Genomic DNA, 22,328 nt, shown 5'->3' with positions numbered 1-22,328 from the left:
ACGGCGCGATTGCAAACGAGGAATGCGCAGGACCACGCGCCATGCCGGGGGCAGGGCTGGGAAGCAAGGAGGAATGTTCAGCCAGGGAAGGCCGAAGGAAACCACCGTCTACCGAGTGCGGCGAGACAGTGGCAGGAACGCTGCCGGACTAGCTCGCCGTGTGGGCCTGTCGCAATCGACTGGGGCTACTGTCCAATGCAGGGGACTCCTGTGTAAGGGATGCTTGAATGCGCGGCGGACCATACGCCTCGACCCGCGTGGGGTCAAGGCATGAATCATGACAATCCTGTTACGGCAGGCGCTGGCAGACGTAGGCCTGGGTGCGGTAAGGGAATGCGATGCGCTCACGGCCCCGGAGGTCTGGATGGTTGTCGATCAGCGCTTGCAACTGGCCCATGACCTCGTCTTGTTCGGCCTGGGGCAGGGCGGCGATGAAGCTCACCGAGCGCAGGCGTTCGAGAATCACGGTCTGTGGATCACCCTCATGGGCATGGGGCAGGGTGGTCAGCTGCGGGGTGCTGAAGCGGCTGCCTGCGAGGGCTTCGCGCCAGCGCCCGGTGTGAAAACGTGGCGTGTCACCCTCGTAGGGTGTGATGATTTCGGTGATCCGCGCCACCCAGTCCACTGTTTCGTCGCGCACGTTCCAGATCAGTCCCAGGCGGCCGCCGGGGGCCAGCACCCGGTGCATCTCCTCCAGGGCGGCGGCATCGGCGAACCAGTGGAAGGCCTGGGCGCAGACCAGCACCTGCTGGCTGGCCTCGGCCAGCGGGATGTGCTGTGCCGTGCCCTCGAGCACGGGGATGTCGGGCAGCCGTTCGTGGAAGCGTGCGCGCATGGCGGCCACCGGTTCCACTGCTGTCAGGCGCGGTGCCAGCGTGCTGAGCAGGCGAGTGAACTTGCCGGTGCCGGCGCCCAGGTCAAGCACCGGGGTGCCGGCGTTGATGCCCAGGGTGTCGCGTAACCAGTCCTGCAAGGCGACGGGGTAGTCCGGCCGACCTTGCTCGTAGTTGCCCGACTGTCGGGTGTAGCCGGTGCTGGCCGAGGCGTGTACATCCTTCATGGAAAATCCCTCTGAATGACCTGGCGGCAATGGTACGCTTGCGCCTTTCGTTGCCAACCCCCCCGGACCGATACATGTTGTTCAATCTCGCCGTGCTGTTCGGCACCCTGGTGGCCATGGAGGGCGTCGGCACGCTGGCCCACAAGTACGTCATGCACGGCTGGGGCTGGTGGCTGCACCGCTCGCATCACGAGCCGCAACTGGGCATGCTGGAAACCAACGACCTCTACCTGCTGGCGCTCGGGCTTATCGCCGCTGCCCTGGTGATGCTGGGCAAGGCTGGGCACGCGCCGCTGCAATGGGTTGGTGGCGGCGTGGCGGGCTATGGGCTGGCCTACGTGCTGGCCCATGACGGATTCTTCCACCGCCATTGGCCGAGGGCACCGAAACCGGTCAATCGCTACCTCAAGCGTCTTTACCGCGCCCATCGCCTGCACCATGCGGTGAAGGGCCGCGAGGGCAGCGTGTCGTTCGGGTTCTTCTATGCGCCGCCGTTGCGGGTGTTGAAGCAGCAGCTGAAACGGCGACGGGGTTGATTGCTTGGCGCCTCATTTGCCTGTTGGGCCGGATACGGCTCAACCGTGCCGCTTGAGGGGGCTGCGACGGCAACGCTCCGCACTGCTGGCGGACGTGGCTCATTGCACCGGCAGGAAATTCATCAACAGCAGGCTTTGCGCGTAATTCAGGCCGATCCGCCGATAGCGCTCGTCAAGCATCTGCGCCAGCAGGTCGAGGCGGGCGACGACCTTGCCGAACTCCACCGCGAAGCTGAGGTTGCTGCCTTGCTCGGAGATTTCGTTGGAAAACAACAGGAGCACGCCATTGGCATCCTGGCGCTGGCCGAGCATCCAGGTGGCCTTCTCGATGTTGCGCGCGGCATTGTGGATGAACAACGGGTCGAGGGTGTCGGTCATGTAGAACTCGGTGCGCCCGCCGTGGGCGGTGACCAGCATGCTGCCGATGGCGTAGATGAACGCGCCCACCCGGTCGCCGCGAAACTCCGGGCTCAGGGCGTAGCTCAAGGCCGCCAGGTCGCGGCGCTCGCCCAGTTGTGCCAGGGGCTGGCGCTGTTCGATGGCGATGCGGATCTGCCGCGCCGCCGTGGTGGCGTCGAGGTAACCCGATTGCCGCCACTGGTTGGGGTTGCGCAGGTACAGCTTGTTCATCAGCAGGTACAGGCTCTGCAGGTTGTCGCGCATGGCCAGGGTGGCCATGCGGTCGACGCTGGTCTGGAACAGCTCGTCGGGCTTGCCGTTGCCGAACTGGGTGAGCATGTCGCGGCCCTGCTGCTGGGTGCAGGCGACCAGGCACGCGAGGCTGCCAGCCATCAGCAGTAGGCGAGGAAAAGGAAGACGTCTTCGTACGGCCATCGGCACCGGTTGCAAAAGTCGGTCCCACCGGGGATCGGTGGGACCTGGCCATGCATAGAGCGCACAAACGCGAAAAAGTGCGATATCGGCCTGCGCCGGCAAGCCGGCCAAGGACGATCAGGCTACATCGACCAGCACGATTTCGCTGTCTTCCAACGCCGTTACCTTCAGCAGCGTTTCCTGCTCGATCGCCACCCCGTCACGGGCCTTGGCGTGCAAGCCGTTCACTTCGATCCGTCCCTTGGCTGGTACCAGGTAGCCGCGGCGGCCCTCATCGAGGCGGTACTCGGCGCTTTCACCGGCGCGTAGGGTCGCGGCAACCAGGCGCGCGTCGGTGCGGATGCGCAGGCTGTCGTCATCGCCTTCGCGGCCGCTGGCCAGGGTCACGAAGCCTTCGCCACGTTCACCCTTGGGGAACGGGCGGCTACCCCAGGAGGGCGCGTCGCCGACCTTTTCCGGGATGATCCAGATCTGGAAGATCCGCGTGTCGACCTTCTCCAGGTTGTACTCGCTGTGGACGATGCCGCTGCCAGCGCTCATGACCTGCACGTCGCCAGCTTCAGTGCGGCCCTTGTTGCCCAGGCTGTCCTGATGGGTGATGGCGCCTTCGCGAACGTAGGTGATGATCTCCATGTCCCGGTGCGGGTGCGGTGGGAAGCCTGCACCGGCGGCGATCAGGTCGTCGTTCCACACGCGCAGGTTGCCCCAGTGCATGCGTGCCGGGTCATGGTACTCGGCGAAGGAGAAGTGATGATGGGCGTCGAGCCAGCCGTGGTTGGCGTGGCCAAGGCTTTCGAAGGGTCGCAGTTGCAGCATGGTGGTGCTCCTCTGATTCGCTGGAATGAGGGCATGATGCGCGCCTTAAATATCGATAAAAAGCGTAAATATCGACTCGTTACTATCTATAATTACGATATTTAAATATGCGACTCCGCATGCGGTTCATCGCCTAATTCCATGATCCATAAGCATTCGCTGGCACTTTTACGCGGATGAGGCGAACATGCCGGCTGTACTGATTTTCAATGGAGTGACCGTGCCGCACGAGCATCCCCGGACCCCGGCCGACCTGACCCCTCCCGCCCAGTTGCCCTGGCTGCGCCGCCTGGCCGCCCGCCTGCTGGGGCGAGGCTTGTCGCGCCTGCAGGCGCAGCACCGCGACTCCTGGTTCCTCGGCCACGCCACGGGGCAGCGCAACGGCCATGCCGATGGCTTGCGTGAGGGCTACGAGCAGGGCCGGGCCGCTGGTTTCGAGGCCGGGCGCCAGGTCCTGGTGATCCGCGATACCCGCCCGGAGAATGCCGGTGTGCCGGGGCAGGATGACAACCTGTTCGACGACTGGCGCCTGCCGTTGACCGCCGAGCTGAAAAAGCGCTTCAAGGCTGATGTCGCCAGGCGTCTGCCTGCCGAGGCGCAACCGAGCGCGGCACAATGGAAGCTGATCTTCAGCGACACACCCTCGACCTGCGTCGTGGCCGGCGCCGGTGCCGGCAAGTCGACCTCGCTGGTGCTGCGTATCCTGCTGCTGCGTCACTACCTGGGCTTCGAGCTCGATGCCCTTACCGTGGTGACCTTCACCCGCGAGTCGCGCCGTGACTTCATCCAGCGCCTGCTGCAGGTGTTCGCCCTGTGGCAGCTCGAACTGTCGCCTGCCCAGGGGCGGGAACTGGTGCGTACATTCCATTCGCGCATCCTGCCGCTGGTGCGCAGCCTGCCCGGCTTCGCCCAGGTGCGGGCGTTCGAGACCCTGGGCAACGAGATGCCCGCAGGCGGCGAGGCGAACGCTGAGAGCAACCCGTTCGACCTGCGCCTGAACGATGCCCAGCGCCAGCAGCTCAACCAGTGTTACAGCGACCTGCTGGGCCAGAGCCCGCGTTTCGCCCAGCTGGTCGGCGCGTTGCGCCAGGAGGCGCTGCTGCTCAAGCCGCTGGATCCGGACCACCCGGATGTGCAGAAGCGTGTGCAGGTAACCCAACTGGCCGCCCAGCGCGACGAGGAACTGAGCGATGTGATCGAGGACCTGTGGTTCGCCGCTGGTGCCTGGCCGATCAAGGGTATCGAGCCGTGCCGGGACACGGTGCAGATCCGCGGCAGCCGCTTTCATGTCCATGGCCGCCTGGAAGGGCTGGACGCCTGGGTGGTACTGGGCTTCGACCCGTCCGAAAGCGCCCAGTACCAGCGCCCGGGCGCCAAGCTGGCGGTGCGCGCGGAATGGGCGGTAAAGCGCACCCTGTTTCAAGCTTTTTGCGATAAACCATTGATATGGCTAGATAATTACGCGTCGGCAAAGCGACTTGCCACGTCCTTGGCGGGTGATGCCGTGGCCGGTCCGGGCTTCGAGTACAAGGTCAAGGGCGAGCTGGCCCCGGCGCCCTTGCTCGACGCCTTCGTCAGCGCCGCCAGCTTCATCGAGAACCTCGGCCTGGACGTCAACAACGCCGTCGCCGCCATGAGCTTCCCGTCCGGCGACAGCGACGCGGCATTCTTCGAAGCCCTGGCGCTGTTCTGGAAGGCACTGGAAGCACACCTGCTGACGCAGTCGCCGCCGGTGCTGACCTACAACCGCATGTTTGCCCTGTTCGGTGAGAACAACCCGGAGAATCTCGGCTTGCTGCCCGATCCGTTGCTGCGCCCATTGGCGCACCTGATGATCGACGAGTTCCAGGACGTCTCGCCGCAGATCGTCAGCTGGCTGCGTGCCTGCCTCGCCGAAATCCGCCGCCGTGGGCCGGCCATGCACAGCGGGCGGGTGGCGCAACATTCATCGCTGATGTGCGTGGGCGACGACTGGCAGTCGATCTATGGTTGGCGCGGCAGCTCGCCGAAATACTTCATGGAGTTCACCAAGGCCTTCCCGTCACCGGCCAACACGCGGGTGATGCTGGTGGAAAACTACCGCAGCCAGCAGCACATCATCGAGGCCGCCGAGCACCTGGTCAAAGGCACCCCGGCCATCACCGGCAAGAAAGCCAGGGCCAGCGGACTGGCGGCCGAGCTGCCGCTGTCGCCGGTGAAGGTCTTCGACCGGGACGAGGCGGCACTTGCCGAAACCGTGATCGAGCATTACCAACGGGGTGAAACGGTCATGATTCTGTTTCGAAAAACAAGCGATAAATTATTGATAGATCAGTATTTATCGTCAATAGTTAAAGCGGATTCTAGCTTGCCGTCCGGCCAGCGCCGGCTACGCCAGCTGACCTATCACAGCGCCAAGGGGCTGCAGGCTGACGCGGTGTTCATGCTCGGCGATTGCCAGTACCTGACCAGCTCGCCCTACAAGAACCAGGCGTATCGCCTGGCCGGCCTGGGCAAGCCGGGCGACGCCCAGGCATTCGACACGGCGCAGAAGGAAGAGGTGCAGCGCCTGGCCTATGTGGCCGTGACGCGGGCGGTCCGGCATTGCTACTGGCACGTGGAAAAAGCCAGCGGCGAGGCTGCCGCGCAGCCGCGAGCGTCGAGCCAGGTGCAGGGGCGGCAGGCCTTCTTCGAAGACCTGCGCGGTCAGTAGCCTCAGTTGCTGGGGTCGCGACGGCGGGTCAGGCGCAGGTAGAGGGCGTCCTCGTCCTGTTCCAGGCCCAGCGCCATGCGGTTCATGCCAGCGACGTAGCCGTCGCTGGCAATGGGCTCGCGCAGGGGCTGGCCATCCTCCGCCAGCGGGCTGCGGCCCAGGGCCTGGGTCAGCGCTTCGATCACCGGCGGCTCCAGCGGGCCGTCGAGATCGTTGCCGCCGAGGTAGTCCATGCCGATGTCCCAGCGTGTTCTGAGCGCCGCGAAGCGGGCACTGTTCTCCCGGCGCAGCAGGCGCCGCCAGCCCGGTTGCCGGGCGATCCACTGGCGGCGCGCCTCGGCGTCCTGGTCCCGGGCATCGACCTCATCGTGCACCGCTTCCTCGGTCCTCGATGAGACTTCTGCCGTGTGCCGGTACAGCATGGCCTGCTGGGGCTCGGGGAAGTCCAGGCGACGAGCAAGGTCGCTGCGCAGGACCAGGCGGATCTCGATCAGGTCCAGGCCTTCACCGAGGCCATTGTGCAGCACGTCGTCCGGCAAAGTGTCGAAGCGATGCAGGGCAGGCAGCACGGGCCTGGCGCCGCGCCCGGCCAGCGGCCGGGCAGCCCAGGCATCCAGTGCGCGCAGGGCATCGCGCCGGGCCACGCGGGCGTTGAACAGGTCCTGGGCCAGCGTATTCACCTGATCACGCCGGAACAAACCCTGAAAGAACTGGAACAGCTGCGGCGTGGCTACCTCTGCGCCTGCGGCCTCATCGTAGGCCATCACTTCAATCTGCAAGGTGCCGAAACCATCGGCGCCGGCATCGCCACAACTCACCGGGAATTCGCCGGCCACTTCGTCCAGGCGGGCGCGCAAGCGGGTACTGGCGCTTGCGCGCTCGAGCAGTGTCCATACCTGATGGGCAAATGCTCGGGGCTGGCGACGGGCACTGGCCGACATGCCGGCCTGTTCGACGACTTGGCGCAGGTTGGCATTGCCGTCTGCGTCGAACAGCGCTTCCCAGGTTGCCCGCTGTTGCCGGCTGGCGTTTTGCAGCCAGTCGATTCGCACTGGTGGCGCGGAGGCGTCGATGCCCTCGACACGTTGTTCGACCGATGCGCCGACAATCTGCAGGCTTTCGCGGGTAGTCTCGTCCAACGGGTTGTAGTTGAACCGCCAGCAGTACTGCGCACGTCTGGCCAACAGTTCGCCCAGGTAGGGAGATGACAAGAGCGCGGGCAATCCCGGTACCTGTTCGATGCTGTTCATGCTCAGGTCCACCAGCCGCAACATGCAGGGGGTGCGCTGCATCAGGCTGCTCAACCCCTTGGGCCAGAGGCGCAATTGGTTGTTGTCCAGGCGCAAGCTGGCGAGGTTGTCCAGGCCGGCCAGGTTGGGGCTGATGGCGAGGCGATTGTCGCTCAGGTCCAGGTGGCGCAGTGTTCGCATCGCACCGAACGTATTCGCCATGTTGGCGTCCAGCGCAATACGATTGGCTCGAAGGTCCAGGGTTTCCAGCGGCAGGCCGGTGAGCATTTGCAGGTCATGCAAGGTGAGTGTCAAGCGGTGATGTGGCAATTCCAGGCTACGCAGGCTGCGCAGGGTGGGCAGCACCTCATGGGCCATGGCGGGCAGCTCGCCCAGATGCGTGCCGCTCAAGCGAAGTTCCTGCAACCGTGGGGCGTTGCGCAATGCCTGCAGGATCGAGCTGGCGCTCAATTCGGGGCTGTTTCGTACATCCACCCGCCTGAGCGATGGGAAAGCCTGCAGGAAATCGGCGGGCATCTCGATCACGTTGAGATTGTCCAGCGACAGCGTGGTGATGTGGTCGAAGCGTGCCGTGAGTGTCGGCAGGGCGTCGAGGGCGACATTGGAGAAGCTCAGCATGTCGCCGTCCAGGCGTTGCCACGCCCGAACGAGCTGGTCGGCGATCCTGGTGTAATAGGTACCGACTTCTTCACCCCAGTCATGTGCGCCTCTGTCGGCCCAGGCGTGAAGCTGTTCGCGCAGCGAGGACAGCTGGGTGCGCAGGGCCTGTAGCTGCTCGGCAACACTTCCCCGGACACGCAGGGTGGCGAGCAATTGGCGGTTCTCACGGCCATTCAACCCTGGGTACAGGGCATGCAGTTCGCGCTCTGCCCGCGAGGCGAATATACCGGGGCTAAGTGGATATCCGGATCGCCCTTCGCTCAGGCGCAAGGGCGAGCGCCAGCCCGGTCGCACGGGTTGCTGCCCGAGCAGGCGTGCTGTCGCCGGACGGTTGGCCAGTGCGGCGTGATAGCGCTGTTCTTCCGTCCATTGTGGGTGTGCGGCCAACAGGCTGTCGCTGATGAGCCGGCTGTCGTCATTGGCCAGGCTGGGGCGGTACAGGCCCAGGATTGCCCGATCCAGTCGGCACCGGGCCTGCATCAGCCGCGCCTCTTCGGCCAGTCGCAGGGGAACTCGTCCGCTGAGCAGGGCCTGGCGTTCGGCGCCGTTGGCCGCGTCCACCAACTCCTCCAGTGCTTGACTGGGCAGGCCGGGGAACACGCGGCCGATCGTCAGCGCCGGAGCAGAAGCCGGCGGGGATGGATTGTGCTGGATGCTGCCGGCCTTGATGCGACGCAGGGCGTCCTCGAGCAGCGCGGGAGGGCGCCTGCCATCGACGTGAACCTGCTCGAGCACACCGCGTTCCAGGTCGGTACTGTCGAGTACCGCAATCAGTTCCTCATCGGTCAAGCCGCTGGCAAGCGGGCCTAGCCGGCGCATCAGCTTGACCCGTCCCCAGTCCTGTGGTCGTTCGTGCGCCATGCGCCAGGCCCCGCTGCCATTGCCGTGCAGGCGTGGTTGATAGGCCCGTTGGTTGGCCGGGTGGACAACATGCCAGTGCCCCTCGGGGTCTTGGCGGATCTCGTGCAGTGTATTGTCCAGGTCGACGAAATGCCGGTCGTCATGGCGCAAGACGCCTTGCTCGTCCGGCTGCAGGTCCGCCGGCAACTCGACCGGGCTGCGGTACTGCTCTAGCTGGGGGTGCCATAGCCGCTCCTCGCCATCCAGCCAGAGGCTTTGCATCCAGTCGACGAAGCCGGAGGCTTCTGCCAGTTTGGCGGCACCGGCAATGGCGGCCACGCTGCCCAGGTTGACCAGCAGCGACTCGACCTGGTTTACCGCTTCGGCGTTGTCACCTTCGGACCAGGCTTCGAAGCCGTGGAAAATGCTGGCCATGACCTGGCCCGCGCCCACGGCCAGCATGGCGACGTCCAGGCCGGGGACGAACATGGCCGCCACGCCGAGCAGGGTCAAGCCACGCTCGCCCCACAACGCCAGGCGCTCACGTCTGGCCCTGGCATCGATGTCCGCCGTTGGCACCGCGATACGGCGGGCGTCCTCCTGCAGGCGTTGGACATGGTCATTGAACAGCTTGGGCCATACCGGGAAGGCGACCGCGACTTCATGGATCGCCAGTGCCGGGAAGAGGGTGGGACGCGGTAAATCCTGCTCCTGTCGCGAGGTGGTGGCCGGCAATCCTTGCCAGGGATGTGTGCCGGGCTCGGTTTCGGCGAAGGCGGGGGACGGTGTTTCCAATGGGCTCATACCGCCTGCGGTGGCTTCGAACAGTCTGGCACTGAGCTTGTTCGCCATTCGCGGGCGGTCCTTCAGGGCGACGTGCTCCAGGAAGCGTTCGCGGTAGGCGGGTTCCAGCAAGCGACGGCGCAGGTACCTGGCGAAGGCCAGGCGGTTGTGGAATTCCTGCACCGGTTGCGCGTCGTCGAAAGGCAGGTAGGCGATGCAGTTCGGCGTGGCCCGCCTGCTGGATGTCAGCAGCAACAGATCGTGCAACTGGATATCCAGCATGCGCAAGACTGCTACCTTGGCCGGTGCTCCTCGGTAGCAGGGCGGCGAGTCCGTGCTACAGAGCTGTTGCAGGGCCTGGAGGCCGTCGTCTGTCAGGTGTCCGCGCATTTGCGCGATCAATGCCTGCACCGTGAGTTCATCGCGTCGGGCCTGGCTCCACAGGCCGCGCAACAGCGCTTTACGCTGGCCGCCGTAGATTTCCTGCAGGTGCTCCTGATAGCGCTGCCCCAGGTCGAGTGCACGGCAGTGGGTGACAAACGCAGTGGTGCTCAGGCCGGGTAGTGCGCTGCTGTCGTCGACACTGACTTGCAGGGTGCTGAAAGGGCCGACCTCGGCAACACCTTCGAAATTGTGCAGGGCCGCTTCGAGCAGGCTGGTGAGATTGGCTGTGCCGGCAGGTTCTTCGATCGAGGCCGGTGTGCGGGGAGCCTGATGGGACGCGTCCGGGTCGGGGAATTCGCCGCCCAGGCTCGACGTGTACGGCTGATGCCTGAATTGGGCCTGTGTCAGCGCCACCTGAATGCCCAGCCGTGCCTGCAGAAGCGGCTCGCAGAACTCGGTGATACCGCGCAAATCCTGGAGTGCCTTGGCCAGTGCCTGGTGGCTCGTCGCGCGCTGCTTGATGGCCTGGCGCAACTCGGCCTGGCGGGCGGCCGGGGCCTGGGCGAACCAGGGGGCTGGCTGCCCGTCCTGCTGGACATGCTCGCGGTGGGCTCGGCGCAGCAGTCTGCTGACGTGGTGGGGATGCAGGTGCTTGGTCCAGCCTGGCAGGCTGCGCAGGATCTGTTGCTGGTGGTAGGGCGGTTCGCTGTAGTGCATGGTCGCATTCCAATGGGTGGGAGCGGCCATTCAAGAGCAGGGGGTGGCGCCTGGGGCGTTACATGATTGCCGCAGCCATCAGGGCAATGGCTGACACGCCCACGGCCGTTTGCCCCACAGCGGCTGCGGTGTTCCCACCGTCGGTCATTGACGCCAACGGCCTAGGGTTTCTTCGCAAGTCGGCTGCTATGGTCTAGACAAAGCCTGATCGTGGAGCTTCGCCATGCCAGCTTTCGCCATACTACGCATCGACCATGTCGTCCTGCGCGTCAGCGACCTGACCCGCAGCCTGGCTTTCTATCACGAACTGCTCGGATGCCCGGTGCGCAAGCGTCGGGATACGCTGGGGATGATCCACCTCGGCGCCGGTGACGGCCTGATCGACCTGGTGGCGGTCGACGGCCCGCTGGGGCGCCAGGGCGGCGAGGCGCCCGGCCAGTGTGGGCACAATGTCGATCATGTCTGCCTGCGCATCGAGCCGTTCGACGAGCAGGCGCTGAGCGCGCTGCTACACGAGGCCGGCGTCAGGGTGGAGGCTGCCGAGAAGCGTTACGGGGCCGAAGGTGAGGGCATGTCGCTGTACTGCTTCGACCCGGACGGCAACCGGGTCGAGCTCAAGGGGCCGTCATTGCCGGGTTGAAGCCTAGGCGTCGCCCGTCTCCAGCAGCAACCCAATCTGCTGGCGCCTTGGCAAGCGTCGCACCACCAGTTGGTGCGAGCGGCGCAGCAGCTCGCTCAGCTCGTCGCGGCCCATGGGGTAGGGCGGCAGCATGCTTATCCACTTTGCCCGCGCCAGGTACGGGGCCGGGCGGATTCCGGGGCGGTCGCAATAGCCCAGGAACAGCTCGTCGGCCACCTTGAACGACAGGCCCGCGCCGCCCAGATCCTGCACGGCGAACATCTTGTTGCCGGCCACCGAGAACACGCGGATGCCACCCCACTTGTAGTCTTCCTGTGCGCCCGGCAGGGCCAGGCACAGCGCCGCCACTTGTTCCTCGGACATCCTTTTCTCAGACATAACGCTCTCCACAGGCCTCGAACGAGGTCGCCAGGTGATCGATCCATGCGCGTACCGCCGGCAGCAGGCCGCGCCGGTGCGGGTAGACCGCCTGCAGGTAGCCTCCAGGCAGCGACCAGTCTGGCAGCAGGCGCACCAGTTCGCCACGGGCCAGCTCCTCCTCGCAGAACATCGACGGCAGGGCGGTGAAGCCCAGGCCGGCGCGTACCGCGGCATTGCGCACGACGAAGTCGTCGATGGCCAGCCGCGGCTCCAGGGCGACTTCCTCCTGCCGGCCGTTGGGGCCATGCAGGCGAAAATGCACCAGCCGGTCGGCCTCGGCAGCGCCCAGCACCGGCAGGGTCGCCAGCTGTGCAGGCTCGCGGATATGGTCGGCAAACCCTGGTGCGGCCACCAGTTGCATCTGCGCCTGGCGCAGGCGCCGAGTGACCAGGGCCGGGTCCTCATCGCCCAGATCGCGCACGCGCAGGGCCACGTCGATGCCTTCGGAGATCAGGTCGACCCGGCGGTTGAGCAGCACCATGTCCAGTTGCACCAAAGGGTACTGGGCGAGGAAGCGGCTGATGATATCCGGCAGGAATGCATGGGCCAGGGCGACGGGGCATGATACGCGCAGCCGCCCGCGGGGCTCGCTGGACATGCTGGCCACCACTTCGTCGGCCATCTCCGCCTCCAGCAGCATCGCCTGGCAATGGCTCAGGTAGCGCTCGCCCACGGCGGTGAGCTTGAGTTGCCGGGTGGTGCGCTGCAGCAGGCGCGTGCCCAGGCGTTCCTCCAGCTCGGCGATGCGCCGCGACAGGCGCGACTTGGGTATGCCCAGCTGGCGCCCGGCGGCGGCGAAGCCACCGGCTTCGACCACCCGGGCGAAGTAGAAGAGGTCGTTGAGGTCTTGCATTTGACAGTCTCATTGTTCCATCAGTGGAACAAACTAACGCGTTTTTGCCGACTTATCAGCTATTCGATGTGCCGGTAGGATTCTCTCCATCGTGATCGCCCACCGCCGCGGTCTTCATTCACAGGAGAGTCCCATGAAACTGTTGCATATCGATTCGAGCATCCTGGGCGACAATTCCGCCTCCCGCCAGCTGAGCCGCGAAGTGGTCGAGGCCTGGAAGGCCGCCGATCCGAGCATCGAGGTGGTCTACCGCGACCTGGCCAGCGACGCCATCAGTCACTTCTCCGCCGCCACCCTGGTGGCTGCCGGTACCCCCGAGGAAATGCGCGATGCCGCCCAGGCTCATGAAGCCAGCCTCAGTGCCGAGACCCTGGCAGAATTCCTCGCCGCCGACGCGGTGGTGATCGGTGCGCCGATGTACAACTTCACCGTGCCGACCCAGCTCAAGGCCTGGATCGACCGCGTGGCGGTAGCCGGCCAGACCTTCCGCTACACCGAAGCCGGCCCGCAAGGCCTGTGCGGTGACAAGAAGGTGATCCTGGTGTCCACCGCCGGTGGCCTGCACCAGGGCCAGCCGACCGGTGTTGGCCATGAGGACTTCCTCAAGGTGTTCCTCGGCTTCATCGGCATCACCGACCTGGAAATCGTCCGCGCCCACGGCCTGGCCTATGGCCCGGAGCACCGCGCCAAGGCCATCGATGCCGCCCAGGCGCAGATCGCAGGTGAGCTGTTCGCCGCTGCCTGATCGTTGTCATTGATTGAAAGCCGGCTGTCGCCTCGTGCGCCAGCCGGCTTTTTTCATCCAGTTTTCATGTGCCGCCAGCGCACCGGGTTCTATGCTGGCATCCATACCCGTGTACCGCGCAGTGCCTTGAACCTGGGAGCGCCCTGCGATGAAGCGAAGCAGCCTGCTGATGGCGCTATTCCTGCTGGGCGGCCTGTTGGCACGCGCCGATGCAGCGCCGTGGGTGGCCGGATTGCACCGGCTGACCCTGGTCGATCCGGTGGATGCCAAGCCCATGCAGGCCCTGGCGTTCTATCCCTCCAGCGGCGAGGCGCGCCCGGTGCGCATCGAGGGCTACCAGACCCGTGTCGCCGAAGAGGCGCCGGTAGCCATGGGCCAGTTCCCGCTGCTGGTGATCTCCCATGGAAACACCGGCAGCCCGATGGCCCTGCATGACCTGGCCAACGGCCTGGCCCGACAGGGCTTCGTGGTGGTGGCGGTGGTCCATCCCGGCGACAACAACCGCGACCATAGCCGCCTGGGCACCCTCAGCAATCTCTATGGCCGGCCGCTGCAGATCAGCGCCGCGATCACAGCGGCGCGAAACGACAGGCTGCTCGCGCCGTACCTGAATGATGGCAAGGTCGGGGTGATTGGCTATTCCGCCGGTGGCGAGACCGCGCTGATCCTTTCTGGCGCGCGGCCCGACCTCGAACGCCTGCGCCGCTACTGCGAGCAACGTCCAGGTGACGCCGACGCCTGCAAGACCCATGGCGTGCTGATCGCTGACCACAGTGAACTGGCGCCCCGCGCCGACGCCAGGGTGGGCGCGGTGATGCTGATGGCACCGTTGAGCCTGATGTTCGGTCGCCACGCCTTGGCCGGCGTGCAGGTGCCGGCGCTGATCTACAGCGGCGACAACGACCAGTTGCTGGCCCTGGAGCACAACGCCGATGCCCTGGCGCGCAAGCTGCCGGTAACACCTGACTACCGCCTGCTGGCCGGTGCCGGGCATTTCGTGTTCATGGCCCCCTGCGACGATGAGCAACACCTGCGCATGCCGGTGCTGTGCAAGGACGCCAAGGGTGTCGACCGTCGACATATCCATCGCTCGCTGCGCAGCGAGACCACGGCGTTCTTCAGCCAGGCACTGGGCGCACCGGAGCCCGCCGAACGCTCAGCCGCGGCGGGCCAGCAACAGGGTCAGGCCCACCCCTGACAAGGCGAGCAGGGCGGCGACGGCGAAGATCGAGGCATACCCCAGGTGTACTGCCACCGCGCCCATCACCGGGCCGGCGATGGCCAGTGCCAGGTCGAAGAACACCGCGTAGGCGCCCAGCCCGGCGCCACGGCTGCTGCTGGGCACCTGGCGGATCGCCTCGACCCCCAGGGCCGGGTATACCAGCGACAGGCCGAAGCCGGTCAGCCCGGCGCCGAGCATCGCCCACAGCGGCGAGGGCGCCAGCCACAGCAAGGTCAAGCCCAGGACCTCGGTGGCCATGCAGACGATGGCCACGTTGTAGCCGCCGAAGCGGTTGACCGCGTTGACGAACAGCAGCCGCGAGAGGATGAAGCACAGGCCGAAGGCGCTCAGGCACCAGGCTGCGCCGACCCAGCCGCGCTCCAGGTAGTACAGGGTGACGAAGGTGGTCAGGGTGCCGTAGCCGATCGATGCCAGGGTCAGCCCCGCGCCGCAAGGTGCCACCCGCCCGAACGCCGACCAGAACGGCAACCGTTCACCGCCGGCTACCACGACCTCGGGACGCGTGCGCAGTACCAGCAGGGCCAATAACGCCAGCACCAGCAGTGCCGGCCCGAGCACGGCGAAGCTCAGGCCATCCACCAGCAGCACGCCAGCGGGCGCGCCTATCGCGATGGCGCCATAGGAGGCAATGCCGTTCCAGGAAATGACCCGGGCGGTATGTTCCGGCCCTACCTGGCCGATCCCCCAGCTCAAGGTCGCGACACCTATCAACCCCTGGGCGATCCCCAGCAGCAGCCGGCCGCCCAACAGTAGCGCCAGGCTCAGCCAGGGCAGGGCGAGGGCCCAGGCCGACAGCAGGGTCAGCACGCCGCAGCCGGCGATGCCGTACAGGCCATAGCGGATGGCGCGCTTGCCGCCCAAGGTGTCCGCCACCCGCCCGGCATAAGGCCGGCTGAGCAGGGTGGCCAGGTACTGCAAGCCGATGGTCAGGCCAGCGATCACCGCGCCGAAGCCCAGCTGATCGTGTACATGGCCAGGCAGCACCGCGATCGGCAGGCCGATGCAGAGGAAGGCGATGAAGGTGTAGAAGACGATCGAGAGGATCTGCAGGGTGACACTGGAAGCGTGAGGGGCTGTCATGGGCTCGTTCGCGGGCGGGCGGTGGGGCTGTGCCCATCATGGCTGCGGCGAGAGGGAAAAGGAAGCAGGCTAACTAATTAAACGCAGCGCGGGGCAAGCCCGCTCCTGCGAATGCCGCGAAGGCATTGCAGAAGCGGGCTTGCCCCGCGATGAAGATGACTCAGCGTTGGATCAGACCACTACACCCTGGCTGCGCAGGTAGTCGTCATAGGTGCCGCTGAAGTCCACCACGCCCTCGGGCGTCAGCTCGATGATGCGGGTGGCCAGCGACGACACGAACTCACGGTCGTGGCTGACGAACAGCAGGGTGCCCGGGTAGTTTTCCAGCGCCAGGTTAAGCGCCTCGATCGATTCCATGTCCAGGTGGTTGGTCGGTTCGTCCATCACCAGTACGTTGGGCTTTTGCAGGATCAGCTTGCCGAACAGCATGCGGCCCTGTTCACCACCGGAGATCACCTTCACCGACTTGAGGATCTCGTCGTTGGAGAACAGCATGCGCCCCAGGGTGCCGCGGATCACCTGCTCGCCGCTGGTCCACTGGCCCATCCAGTCGAACAGCGTCACATCGTCCTCGAAATCGTGGGCGTGGTCCTGGGCGTAGTAGCCCACTTCGGCGCTGTCGGTCCACTTCACCGCGCCCGCGTCCGGCTTCATTTCGCCGACCAGGGTGCGCAGCAGGGTGGTCTTGCCGATACCGTTGGGGCCGATGATCGCCACGCGCTCGCCGGCTTCGATGGTGAAGCTGAAGTCCTTGAACAGCACCTTGTCGTCGAAGGCCTTGGCCATTTTCTCGACGATCACCGCCTGGCGGTGCAGCTTTTTCGTCTGCTCGAAGCGGATGAACGGGCTGACACGGCTCGATGGCTTGACCTCGGCCAGCTGGATCTTGTCGATCTGCTTGGCGCGCGAGGTGGCCTGCTTGGCCTTGGAGGCGTTGGCCGAGAAGCGGCTGACGAAGGTCTGCAGCTCGGCGATCTGGGCTTTCTTCTTGGCGTTGTCCGACAGCAGTTGCTCGCGCGACTGGGTGGCCGCGGTCATGTACTCGTCGTAGTTGCCCGGGAACAGGCGCAGCTCACCGTAGTCCAGGTCGGCCATGTGGGTGCAGACGCTGTTGAGGAAGTGGCGGTCGTGGGAAATGATGATCATGGTGCTGTTGCGCGCCGTGAGGATCGTTTCCAGCCAGCGGATGGTGTTGATGTCCAGGTGGTTGGTCGGTTCGTCGAGCAGCAGCACGTCCGGGTCGGAGAACAGCGCCTGGGCCAGCAGCACGCGCAGTTTCCAGCCTGGCGCCACTTCGCTCATCGGGCCGAAGTGCTGTTCCAGGGGAATGCCCAGGCCCAGCAGCAGCTCGCCGGCGCGGGATTCGGCGGTGTAGCCGTCCATCTCGGCGAACTCGGTTTCCAGCTCGGCGACGGCCATGCCGTCTTCCTCGGTCATTTCCGGCAACGAGTAGATGCGATCGCGCTCGGCCTTGACCTTCCACAGTTGCTCGTGGCCCATGATCACGGTGTCGATCACGGCGAACTCTTCGTAGGCGAACTGATCCTGGCGCAGCTTGCCCAGGCGAGTGTTGGGCTCGAGCATCACCTGGCCGCCGGACGGCTCAAGGTCGCCGCCGAGGATCTTCATGAAGGTCGACTTGCCGCAACCGTTGGCGCCGATCAGGCCATAGCGGTTGCCGTTGTTGAATTTGACCGAGACGTTTTCGAACAGCGGCTTGGAGCCGAACTGCATGGTGATATTGGCGGTAGAAATCAAGTGCTTGTCCTGCGGGGGTTCCAGAGGTGTATTTAGGCCCTGTCGTCAGTCTTGGGCCAATCTTGGGCCAATTCGACTCGGGGCAGCAGCTTCTCCAGCTCCCTCCAGTCCGAGGAGGAGCTGATCCATTTCGCTTAGGTAGAGAGCAACATCTCGACGCCATGGCCGAGCTGGTTCGCGATGAACGCTTCGGTTCATCCCAGCCATCAGGCACAGGGTTGCGTAGGTGTGGCGGGTGTCGTACTGCCGGCGTTCACGGATGTTCAGCGCCTTGAGCGCTGATTTGAATTCGCTGATTGTAACACTTGGTTCGTTGATCCACAGCCCACCTTTACTCGGCTGGAACACAAATGGGCTTGTAGGGTGGGCCGATTTTGAAGCCATCCGCCTCACGTCGGCCAGGCGCTGAGCGCTCGGTTTTTCAGCAACACCACCCGGTTCGTCCGGTCGGCGCGGCTGGAGGTCAACGATGATGCGCTGGATTGTTGCGGTGCGGTCCCCGAGGTTGATGTCCTGCCATTGCAGGCCCATGGTTTCACTAGGGGGCGTCCGATCGCCGTCTGCTTTTAGACTTCACGCCTTTTTCGCAAGCCTTCAAAGGATTGACCTATGGCCTCAAACTCTGAGTTTGCATGCGCTTCTTATAGCGGCAAGACGCGTTTCAACCGTGTTTACAGGACGTGATCGCTGAGATCAGCCTTCCGTCCAGGGTGGATGGGTGGATAGCTAACTGGTAAGCTACTCGTTTTAGATGTCAAAATGCCATGATTACGCGGATTGTTGCGGCGATGATCGCTGCGTTTAGCTTATTTGTAAGTCCATATGCAGCTGCTTGGTGGATGGAGGATGGTAAACCTAGGTATTTGGTGTCCGAGGTCAGATGGTGCCAACTCGTAGCCATAGATGCCGTCGACGTAATGGCGGCGAAGCAGTTCAAAGAGCCTCTTGCAGAGTACGACGGAATCCTCGGTGAGTTAGGGGTTGGCTATAGATTTCGACTAGAAGAGAAGGTAAAGGGGTATCCCGTTGGCGATACCCAAGACGACAAAACCAAAATCCTTCGCCAGTTTGTAGAGGATGTACAGGTTATGTGCTGGGATGATCACAGGAAAGTGGTTGCACCCACCGAGCCTCAGCCAGGTCCATCCTTCCGAGGTTGAGCTTTTCACCAATAGATCCGGCTGACGCCATATTTCAAGCAAACCCGCAAAGCGGGTTTTTATGCCTGGAGAAATGTATGACGACACGGGGGCGGATCGCATCCACAGCATCCATCCAGTGCGCCAGCGCCTCGACAGATCGCTGCTTCTCATCGTCGGGCATCTTCGAACCATTCAGGTGAGTGGTTTGAGAGGGCAAGAGCAGCCCAAATGGAAGGGGTGAATGTCCTTCGGTGCTAGCGATCAAAGCCGATGACCTTCTGCGCGGTTTTTTCTAGAGACGGCATTTGACTGTTTACATGGATGTTTGGATTCTGGCGCTATCGAACGTTTCTCTGAGCTTCAGCAATGACTAGATTACGTGTCGCGACAGTCGAACTAAATGGAGTCGCTTCCACCGCGGAATTACATGCTGTACTAAGCGAGGCGCTAGGTTTTCCGAATTGGTACGGCTGCAATTGGGATGCCTTTTGGGATGCAGTCACTGGATTGGTTGAGATGCCAGGTCAGCTGCGGTTACTGGGGTGGAGATCGTTAGTGGGATGCCTGCCTGTTGACGCTGCATTGCTAAAAGAGTGCTTAGACGATCTCGCTATCGAGTATCCAGAGCTGGCTCCAATGGTGATTTTTGACTGATGTGATGCATGACTTGGCTATCGCTTGGCTGTGGTAAAGTTCGACCTCTTAACAAGGAGGTGCCAATGAGCAGCAGAGGAACAGATTGTCAGATCGACAATATCGAATTCAACGTCAGCGACATCAAGCGCAGCAAGGAGTTTTACGGCGCAGTGTTCGGTTGGAGCTTCGTTGACTACGGCCCCACATACACTGAGTTCAGCGACGGCCGGCTCACTGGCGGTTTCACCACGGGCGAGCCTGTCAGGCCCGGTGGCCCGCTGGTCATCTTGTATTCGGACGACCTCGTTGATGCCCAAGGCAAAGTGGTGGCTGCGGGCGGAAAGATCAGCCGAGAGGTGTTTTCGTTTCCGGGCGGCAAACGATTCCACTTCACTGATCATGATGGGTATGAACTGGCCGTCTGGACCGCAGCGAACTGAGCGAACGAAGCCCTGCGACTTGCTAAAAATTTCCTCCCGGTACCGGCTCAGACTCTCATTGGAACGGTAATCGGCAGTGATGGTGAGCACATGCCTTTGACCAACTGAAGATGCATTGGATAGCCCCAGCCAGGCTGGACCACAGTCTCGGTTTCAACTGGCGGGCGGTCACCTGCGCGTACGCATCCACTCATCCGCGACATCCCCCATGGTGGAGGGTGCTCCGCTCTTGATCCAGGCCATGAAGGTCCGATCGAACTTGAACGCCGCGCCGCATTCACCGAGCAGAAATTGCCGGACCTTCTGCGTGTTGCGGTAGTTCTTGTCGAGCAGGGTCGTGCGGGTGATAGGTCCTGCGTGCCAGTCGAAGCTCATTTCCACTACCTTGGATGGCCAGGTTCGCTGGAGCCTAGCATCACTTGTTGTGGTCTGGCGCCTCTCTGGCAGCCATGCGGCCTTCGCCGTGCCGGGTCCATCGTCACGGCTCAACGCCTTCAATTCGCTGGACGGCAGGTGCACATGCAGCTGCCGACGGCGCTGCTGGATGATTTTCTGGATGCGTCTCATCGGGGCACACCTCGATTGGCATCCTTGCGTAGAGCCGGAGTGAGTGATCAGTAAGCGCCTGTTTGCGCGATACACCCACCACGTCCGACCAATGGACATGATCCTGAAGCGGCAGGCTGGAACGGGAGTTGCTTGAGTCAAGCAAACCCACCAGGCGGGAGTGCAGACATGTTCCAGGATGACCTCTATTTCATGAGCTTCGTGGTGGCCGCCGTGCTGGCCGTGGATGTGGTGGCGGTTTTCGTGTTCCTGCAGGCCAGTGCCTGATCCCCACGCCTGGGGACACGTCCCCAGAGTCGGGGTCGGGTGCAAGGGTGTCGCGGTTCGCTGGCGGTGATAAACTTTGCCGTTTGCCAGACAGGGAGTGTGGTATGGGCTTGCGTGAAAGGCATGCAGCGTTGTTGGAATGGCTGACGCCCCGGCGCAGACGCCAGATAGGTGGAGGCTTGGCTGCCGTCTGGGTGGTAGGTCTTTTGGTGCACCCAGGGCAATACCTGACCTATATCGTAATCGTTACCAGCGTCATCATGATGGGGGCCTGGTCGCCCGCTTCGCAAGACAAGCACTGAGGAACATCGCCCAGGCGGTGATTGCGATTTCAAGGAGAACATCATCAAGACTTTGTCGATTTACTGGAGTGCGCTGATGGGGCGGGTAAAGGCTGCCACTGAGCGATTCACGGCCCGGCAACGCTGCGTTGTCGGCGGGGTCTTTCTGGTTGCCTGGGGCGTTGGAATTGTCGCGTTCCCCGGCGTCGATCTTGTCTTGCTGTATATCGCTTCCATGCTCATGTTCTTCAGCGCGGTGACCGTACGGATCAATACACGGCGCTGAGAGACCTTGCGGTGCATGGCAGCGGCTTTGCCGACACCCGGCCAAATCCGCTGTTGCAGATCCCTGCTCATAGCTTAAACAGTTCATGTTGCCGGATGAGTGTCTGGTTTTTCGTGCGGCACTCATTTGCGTGTTCCGCTTGTCCGCCAGCAGTGCCGACTTGCCGGGCGCTTGTAGACTCACCAGTGCTGTACGCAAATCCTACTCATAAGGAGCATGAGTCATGACACAGCAACGGGCTTTCAAAGAAGAACTGACCGCCGATGTCCAGGTACCTCCAGGCTATACCTACCTGAGCAGCGGTCGTTGCGATGTTAAGGGCAAGGAAGGTGAGCGGGCAGGCGCTAACTTCGTCGAAGCGCAGATCCAGCAGTACAAATCCTTCATCCTCAGGACCACTGCCGGCGCGGGCACCTTCATGGTTCGCCTGGACTATTCCGGTGGCAGCGACAAGAACCTGCAGTACGTCAGCATCGATGACAGCTACTCCACCCAGGAGACCTTCAACATTCGCAGCGTTTCGATGAATAACCTGCGCGGTTTGTTCGCTGCGGGCAAGAGCTCGGCCAACCTGAGCTTCTATGTGTTCGGCAAAGCTTGATCGCGATTGATTGACCTGTCCGGGCTCCGGTCGATTGCGGGCCGGAGTTCCGCGGTCATGCGCATGTGCTAGATTCCCATGCCCCGCAGGCATCGCAAGGCGATGCCGGTCCTGCCTGGTAGAAGGGAGTTGCGTCTTACCCATGTTCATCGAGACCCCACGTCTTGTCCTGCGCCCTTGGGCAGAGCGGGACATCGAAGCCTTTGCCCTCGTCAACGCCGACCCCGAAGTCAGGCGCTACTATTACCCGGCAATACTGACGCCCGCTGAAACCCGCACGATGCTTGCCGAGTGTGATCGGCACTTGCAAACGCACGGTTTCGGCTTTGTCGCGGTCGAGCGCAGGGCGGATGGCGCGTTGATCGGCGGGCTTGGCTTGTCCTCGACCGGGGACGAGATACCGGGCGGCCCGCATGTCGAAATCGGCTGGATCCTCGGGCGAAGCCACTGGCGGCAAGGGTATGCATTCGAGGCGGCCAGCGCGTGCCTGGCCCACGCGTGGTCGACCCTTGGGTTGCCCCAGGTCATCGGGTACACCTCCAGCATCAACACACCCTCCAGGGCATTGATGCAGAGGCTGGGGATGCGTTCGGATCCGCAGGAGGACTTCCTTGACGTGACGGTGCCTGAAGGCAATCCGTTGCGACCCCACGTGCTCTACCGGATCGATCGGCCCACCCAGGTGATATAGCGAACCGGCATACCGCGCCGATCACCCCGGGGCTAGGCTTGTAGATCGTAAGCAGACTATTAAAAAGGGTGGTAGCTGTGTGACTCTGTCCAGGGCATCCTGCTGG

The 22,328-nt window shown here is 63.7% G+C and carries 20 protein-coding genes; 9 read left to right on the top strand and 11 right to left on the bottom strand.

The window, feature by feature from the left end; all coding sequences use genetic code 11:
* Positions 1–289: 289 nt before the first annotated feature.
* The gene (locus tag AAHK21_RS00505; protein ID WP_367855998.1) at positions 290–1,060 is read right to left on the bottom strand and encodes a class I SAM-dependent methyltransferase; all 771 of its coding nucleotides are present in this window, start codon (positions 1,058–1,060) and stop codon (positions 290–292) included.
* Positions 1,061–1,134: 74 nt separating this feature from the next.
* On the opposite strand from AAHK21_RS00505, the gene AAHK21_RS00500 reads away from it, so the two are divergent.
* Positions 1,135–1,596, top strand: coding sequence for a sterol desaturase family protein (locus tag AAHK21_RS00500; protein ID WP_367855997.1), 462 nt, complete (start codon positions 1,135–1,137; stop codon positions 1,594–1,596).
* Between the two features lie 99 nt (positions 1,597–1,695).
* On the opposite strand, the gene AAHK21_RS00495 is transcribed toward AAHK21_RS00500, so the two are convergent.
* Together AAHK21_RS00495 and AAHK21_RS00490 are read right to left on the bottom strand one after the other, a co-directional pair.
* Complete coding sequence (locus AAHK21_RS00495; protein ID WP_023631093.1) at positions 1,696–2,388, bottom strand: hypothetical protein; 693 nt, start codon at positions 2,386–2,388, stop codon at positions 1,696–1,698.
* A 159-nt stretch (positions 2,389–2,547) separates the two neighbouring features.
* Positions 2,548–3,246, bottom strand: coding sequence for a pirin family protein (locus AAHK21_RS00490; protein ID WP_367855996.1), 699 nt, complete (start codon positions 3,244–3,246; stop codon positions 2,548–2,550).
* Positions 3,247–3,433: 187 nt separating this feature from the next.
* On the opposite strand from AAHK21_RS00490, the gene AAHK21_RS00485 reads away from it, so the two are divergent.
* The gene (locus AAHK21_RS00485) at positions 3,434–5,938 is read left to right on the top strand and encodes a UvrD-helicase domain-containing protein (protein WP_367855995.1); all 2,505 of its coding nucleotides are present in this window, start codon (positions 3,434–3,436) and stop codon (positions 5,936–5,938) included.
* A 2-nt stretch (positions 5,939–5,940) separates the two neighbouring features.
* Here the strand turns inward: AAHK21_RS00485 and AAHK21_RS00480 are convergent, their stop codons facing one another.
* Positions 5,941–10,572 carry a DUF6543 domain-containing protein gene (locus AAHK21_RS00480; protein ID WP_367855994.1) on the bottom strand — a complete coding sequence of 1,544 codons (4,632 nt, stop codon included), beginning with the start codon at positions 10,570–10,572 and terminating at the stop codon, positions 5,941–5,943.
* 223 nt (positions 10,573–10,795) lie between these two features.
* Here AAHK21_RS00480 and AAHK21_RS00475 point away from each other — a divergent pair, with 223 nt between their 5' ends.
* Positions 10,796–11,212: a VOC family protein gene (locus tag AAHK21_RS00475; RefSeq protein WP_367855993.1), complete on the top strand. Its 417-nt coding sequence runs from the start codon at positions 10,796–10,798 to the stop codon at positions 11,210–11,212.
* Positions 11,213–11,215: 3 nt separating this feature from the next.
* On the opposite strand, the gene AAHK21_RS00470 is transcribed toward AAHK21_RS00475, so the two are convergent.
* Both AAHK21_RS00470 and AAHK21_RS00465 read right to left on the bottom strand, forming a co-directional pair.
* On the bottom strand, positions 11,216–11,590 hold the full coding sequence (locus AAHK21_RS00470; RefSeq protein ID WP_367855992.1) for an MmcQ/YjbR family DNA-binding protein: 375 nt from the start codon (positions 11,588–11,590) through the stop codon (positions 11,216–11,218).
* Entirely contained in the window at positions 11,583–12,485 is a 903-nt protein-coding gene (locus tag AAHK21_RS00465; RefSeq protein ID WP_277503923.1) for a LysR substrate-binding domain-containing protein, read from the bottom strand. The genes AAHK21_RS00470 and AAHK21_RS00465 overlap by 8 nt, the downstream gene beginning before the upstream one ends.
* 133 nt (positions 12,486–12,618) lie before the next feature.
* On the opposite strand from AAHK21_RS00465, the gene AAHK21_RS00460 reads away from it, so the two are divergent.
* Positions 12,619–13,230 carry an FMN-dependent NADH-azoreductase gene (locus tag AAHK21_RS00460; protein WP_046855491.1) on the top strand — a complete coding sequence of 204 codons (612 nt, stop codon included), beginning with the start codon at positions 12,619–12,621 and terminating at the stop codon, positions 13,228–13,230.
* 148 nt (positions 13,231–13,378) lie between these two features.
* Positions 13,379–14,428, top strand: coding sequence for an alpha/beta hydrolase family protein (locus AAHK21_RS00455; RefSeq protein ID WP_367855991.1), 1,050 nt, complete (start codon positions 13,379–13,381; stop codon positions 14,426–14,428).
* Here AAHK21_RS00455 and AAHK21_RS00450 read toward each other — a convergent pair.
* The 3 genes from AAHK21_RS00450 to AAHK21_RS00440 all read right to left on the bottom strand — a co-directional run bounded on the left by AAHK21_RS00450 (position 14,387) and on the right by AAHK21_RS00440 (position 17,842).
* Positions 14,387–15,553, bottom strand: coding sequence for an MFS transporter (locus AAHK21_RS00450; RefSeq protein WP_367855990.1), 1,167 nt, complete (start codon positions 15,551–15,553; stop codon positions 14,387–14,389). The two genes, AAHK21_RS00455 and AAHK21_RS00450, sit on opposite strands and share 42 nt — an antisense overlap.
* A gap of 171 nt (positions 15,554–15,724) precedes the next feature.
* Entirely contained in the window at positions 15,725–17,311 is a 1,587-nt protein-coding gene (locus AAHK21_RS00445) for an ABC-F family ATPase (protein WP_046855494.1), read from the bottom strand.
* Between the two features lie 45 nt (positions 17,312–17,356).
* Positions 17,357–17,842 carry a hypothetical protein gene (locus tag AAHK21_RS00440; RefSeq protein ID WP_367855989.1) on the bottom strand — a complete coding sequence of 162 codons (486 nt, stop codon included), beginning with the start codon at positions 17,840–17,842 and terminating at the stop codon, positions 17,357–17,359.
* A 977-nt stretch (positions 17,843–18,819) separates the two neighbouring features.
* Here AAHK21_RS00440 and AAHK21_RS00435 point away from each other — a divergent pair.
* Together AAHK21_RS00435 and AAHK21_RS00430 are read left to right on the top strand one after the other, a co-directional pair.
* Entirely contained in the window at positions 18,820–19,107 is a 288-nt protein-coding gene (locus AAHK21_RS00435; RefSeq protein ID WP_367855988.1) for a barstar family protein, read from the top strand.
* A gap of 65 nt (positions 19,108–19,172) precedes the next feature.
* Positions 19,173–19,529, top strand: a complete 357-nt coding sequence (locus AAHK21_RS00430) for a VOC family protein (RefSeq protein ID WP_367855987.1) — start codon at positions 19,173–19,175, stop codon at positions 19,527–19,529.
* A gap of 168 nt (positions 19,530–19,697) precedes the next feature.
* Here the strand turns inward: AAHK21_RS00430 and AAHK21_RS00425 are convergent, their stop codons facing one another.
* Both AAHK21_RS00425 and AAHK21_RS00420 read right to left on the bottom strand, forming a co-directional pair.
* Positions 19,698–19,904, bottom strand: coding sequence for a DUF6434 domain-containing protein (locus AAHK21_RS00425; RefSeq protein ID WP_023629947.1), 207 nt, complete (start codon positions 19,902–19,904; stop codon positions 19,698–19,700).
* 717 nt (positions 19,905–20,621) lie between these two features.
* Positions 20,622–21,128 (bottom strand): hypothetical protein, encoded by a 507-nt coding sequence (locus tag AAHK21_RS00420; protein WP_367855986.1) that lies wholly within the window; start codon positions 21,126–21,128, stop codon positions 20,622–20,624.
* A gap of 25 nt (positions 21,129–21,153) precedes the next feature.
* On the opposite strand from AAHK21_RS00420, the gene AAHK21_RS00415 reads away from it, so the two are divergent.
* A complete protein-coding gene (locus AAHK21_RS00415; RefSeq protein WP_367855985.1) occupies positions 21,154–21,531 on the top strand; it encodes a hypothetical protein in 378 nt (125 codons plus the stop codon).
* A gap of 142 nt (positions 21,532–21,673) precedes the next feature.
* The gene (locus tag AAHK21_RS00410) at positions 21,674–22,222 is read left to right on the top strand and encodes a GNAT family N-acetyltransferase (RefSeq protein ID WP_367855984.1); all 549 of its coding nucleotides are present in this window, start codon (positions 21,674–21,676) and stop codon (positions 22,220–22,222) included.
* Positions 22,223–22,328 lie beyond the last annotated feature (106 nt).

Origin of the sequence: Pseudomonas sp. TE50-2 (assembly GCF_040813665.1) — a bacterium.
Lineage (GTDB): Bacteria > Pseudomonadota > Gammaproteobacteria > Pseudomonadales > Pseudomonadaceae > Aquipseudomonas > Aquipseudomonas soli.
This window is presented reverse-complemented; position numbering and strand designations above follow the sequence as displayed.

Coding starts and splice junctions, on each gene's coding strand:
- AAHK21_RS00505 (WP_367855998.1), bottom strand. CDS start 1,060: ATGAAGGATGTACACGCCTCGGCCAGCACCGGCTACACCCGACAGTCG.
- AAHK21_RS00500 (WP_367855997.1), top strand. CDS start 1,135: ATGTTGTTCAATCTCGCCGTGCTGTTCGGCACCCTGGTGGCCATGGAG.
- AAHK21_RS00495 (WP_023631093.1), bottom strand. CDS start 2,388: ATGGCTGGCAGCCTCGCGTGCCTGGTCGCCTGCACCCAGCAGCAGGGC.
- AAHK21_RS00490 (WP_367855996.1), bottom strand. CDS start 3,246: ATGCTGCAACTGCGACCCTTCGAAAGCCTTGGCCACGCCAACCACGGC.
- AAHK21_RS00485 (WP_367855995.1), top strand. CDS start 3,434: ATGCCGGCTGTACTGATTTTCAATGGAGTGACCGTGCCGCACGAGCAT.
- AAHK21_RS00480 (WP_367855994.1), bottom strand. CDS start 10,572: ATGCACTACAGCGAACCGCCCTACCACCAGCAACAGATCCTGCGCAGC.
- AAHK21_RS00475 (WP_367855993.1), top strand. CDS start 10,796: ATGCCAGCTTTCGCCATACTACGCATCGACCATGTCGTCCTGCGCGTC.
- AAHK21_RS00470 (WP_367855992.1), bottom strand. CDS start 11,590: ATGTCTGAGAAAAGGATGTCCGAGGAACAAGTGGCGGCGCTGTGCCTG.
- AAHK21_RS00465 (WP_277503923.1), bottom strand. CDS start 12,485: ATGCAAGACCTCAACGACCTCTTCTACTTCGCCCGGGTGGTCGAAGCC.
- AAHK21_RS00460 (WP_046855491.1), top strand. CDS start 12,619: ATGAAACTGTTGCATATCGATTCGAGCATCCTGGGCGACAATTCCGCC.
- AAHK21_RS00455 (WP_367855991.1), top strand. CDS start 13,379: ATGAAGCGAAGCAGCCTGCTGATGGCGCTATTCCTGCTGGGCGGCCTG.
- AAHK21_RS00450 (WP_367855990.1), bottom strand. CDS start 15,553: ATGACAGCCCCTCACGCTTCCAGTGTCACCCTGCAGATCCTCTCGATC.
- AAHK21_RS00440 (WP_367855989.1), bottom strand. CDS start 17,842: ATGGGCCTGCAATGGCAGGACATCAACCTCGGGGACCGCACCGCAACA.
- AAHK21_RS00435 (WP_367855988.1), top strand. CDS start 18,820: ATGACTAGATTACGTGTCGCGACAGTCGAACTAAATGGAGTCGCTTCC.
- AAHK21_RS00430 (WP_367855987.1), top strand. CDS start 19,173: ATGAGCAGCAGAGGAACAGATTGTCAGATCGACAATATCGAATTCAAC.
- AAHK21_RS00425 (WP_023629947.1), bottom strand. CDS start 19,904: ATGAGCTTCGACTGGCACGCAGGACCTATCACCCGCACGACCCTGCTC.
- AAHK21_RS00415 (WP_367855985.1), top strand. CDS start 21,154: ATGACACAGCAACGGGCTTTCAAAGAAGAACTGACCGCCGATGTCCAG.
- AAHK21_RS00410 (WP_367855984.1), top strand. CDS start 21,674: ATGTTCATCGAGACCCCACGTCTTGTCCTGCGCCCTTGGGCAGAGCGG.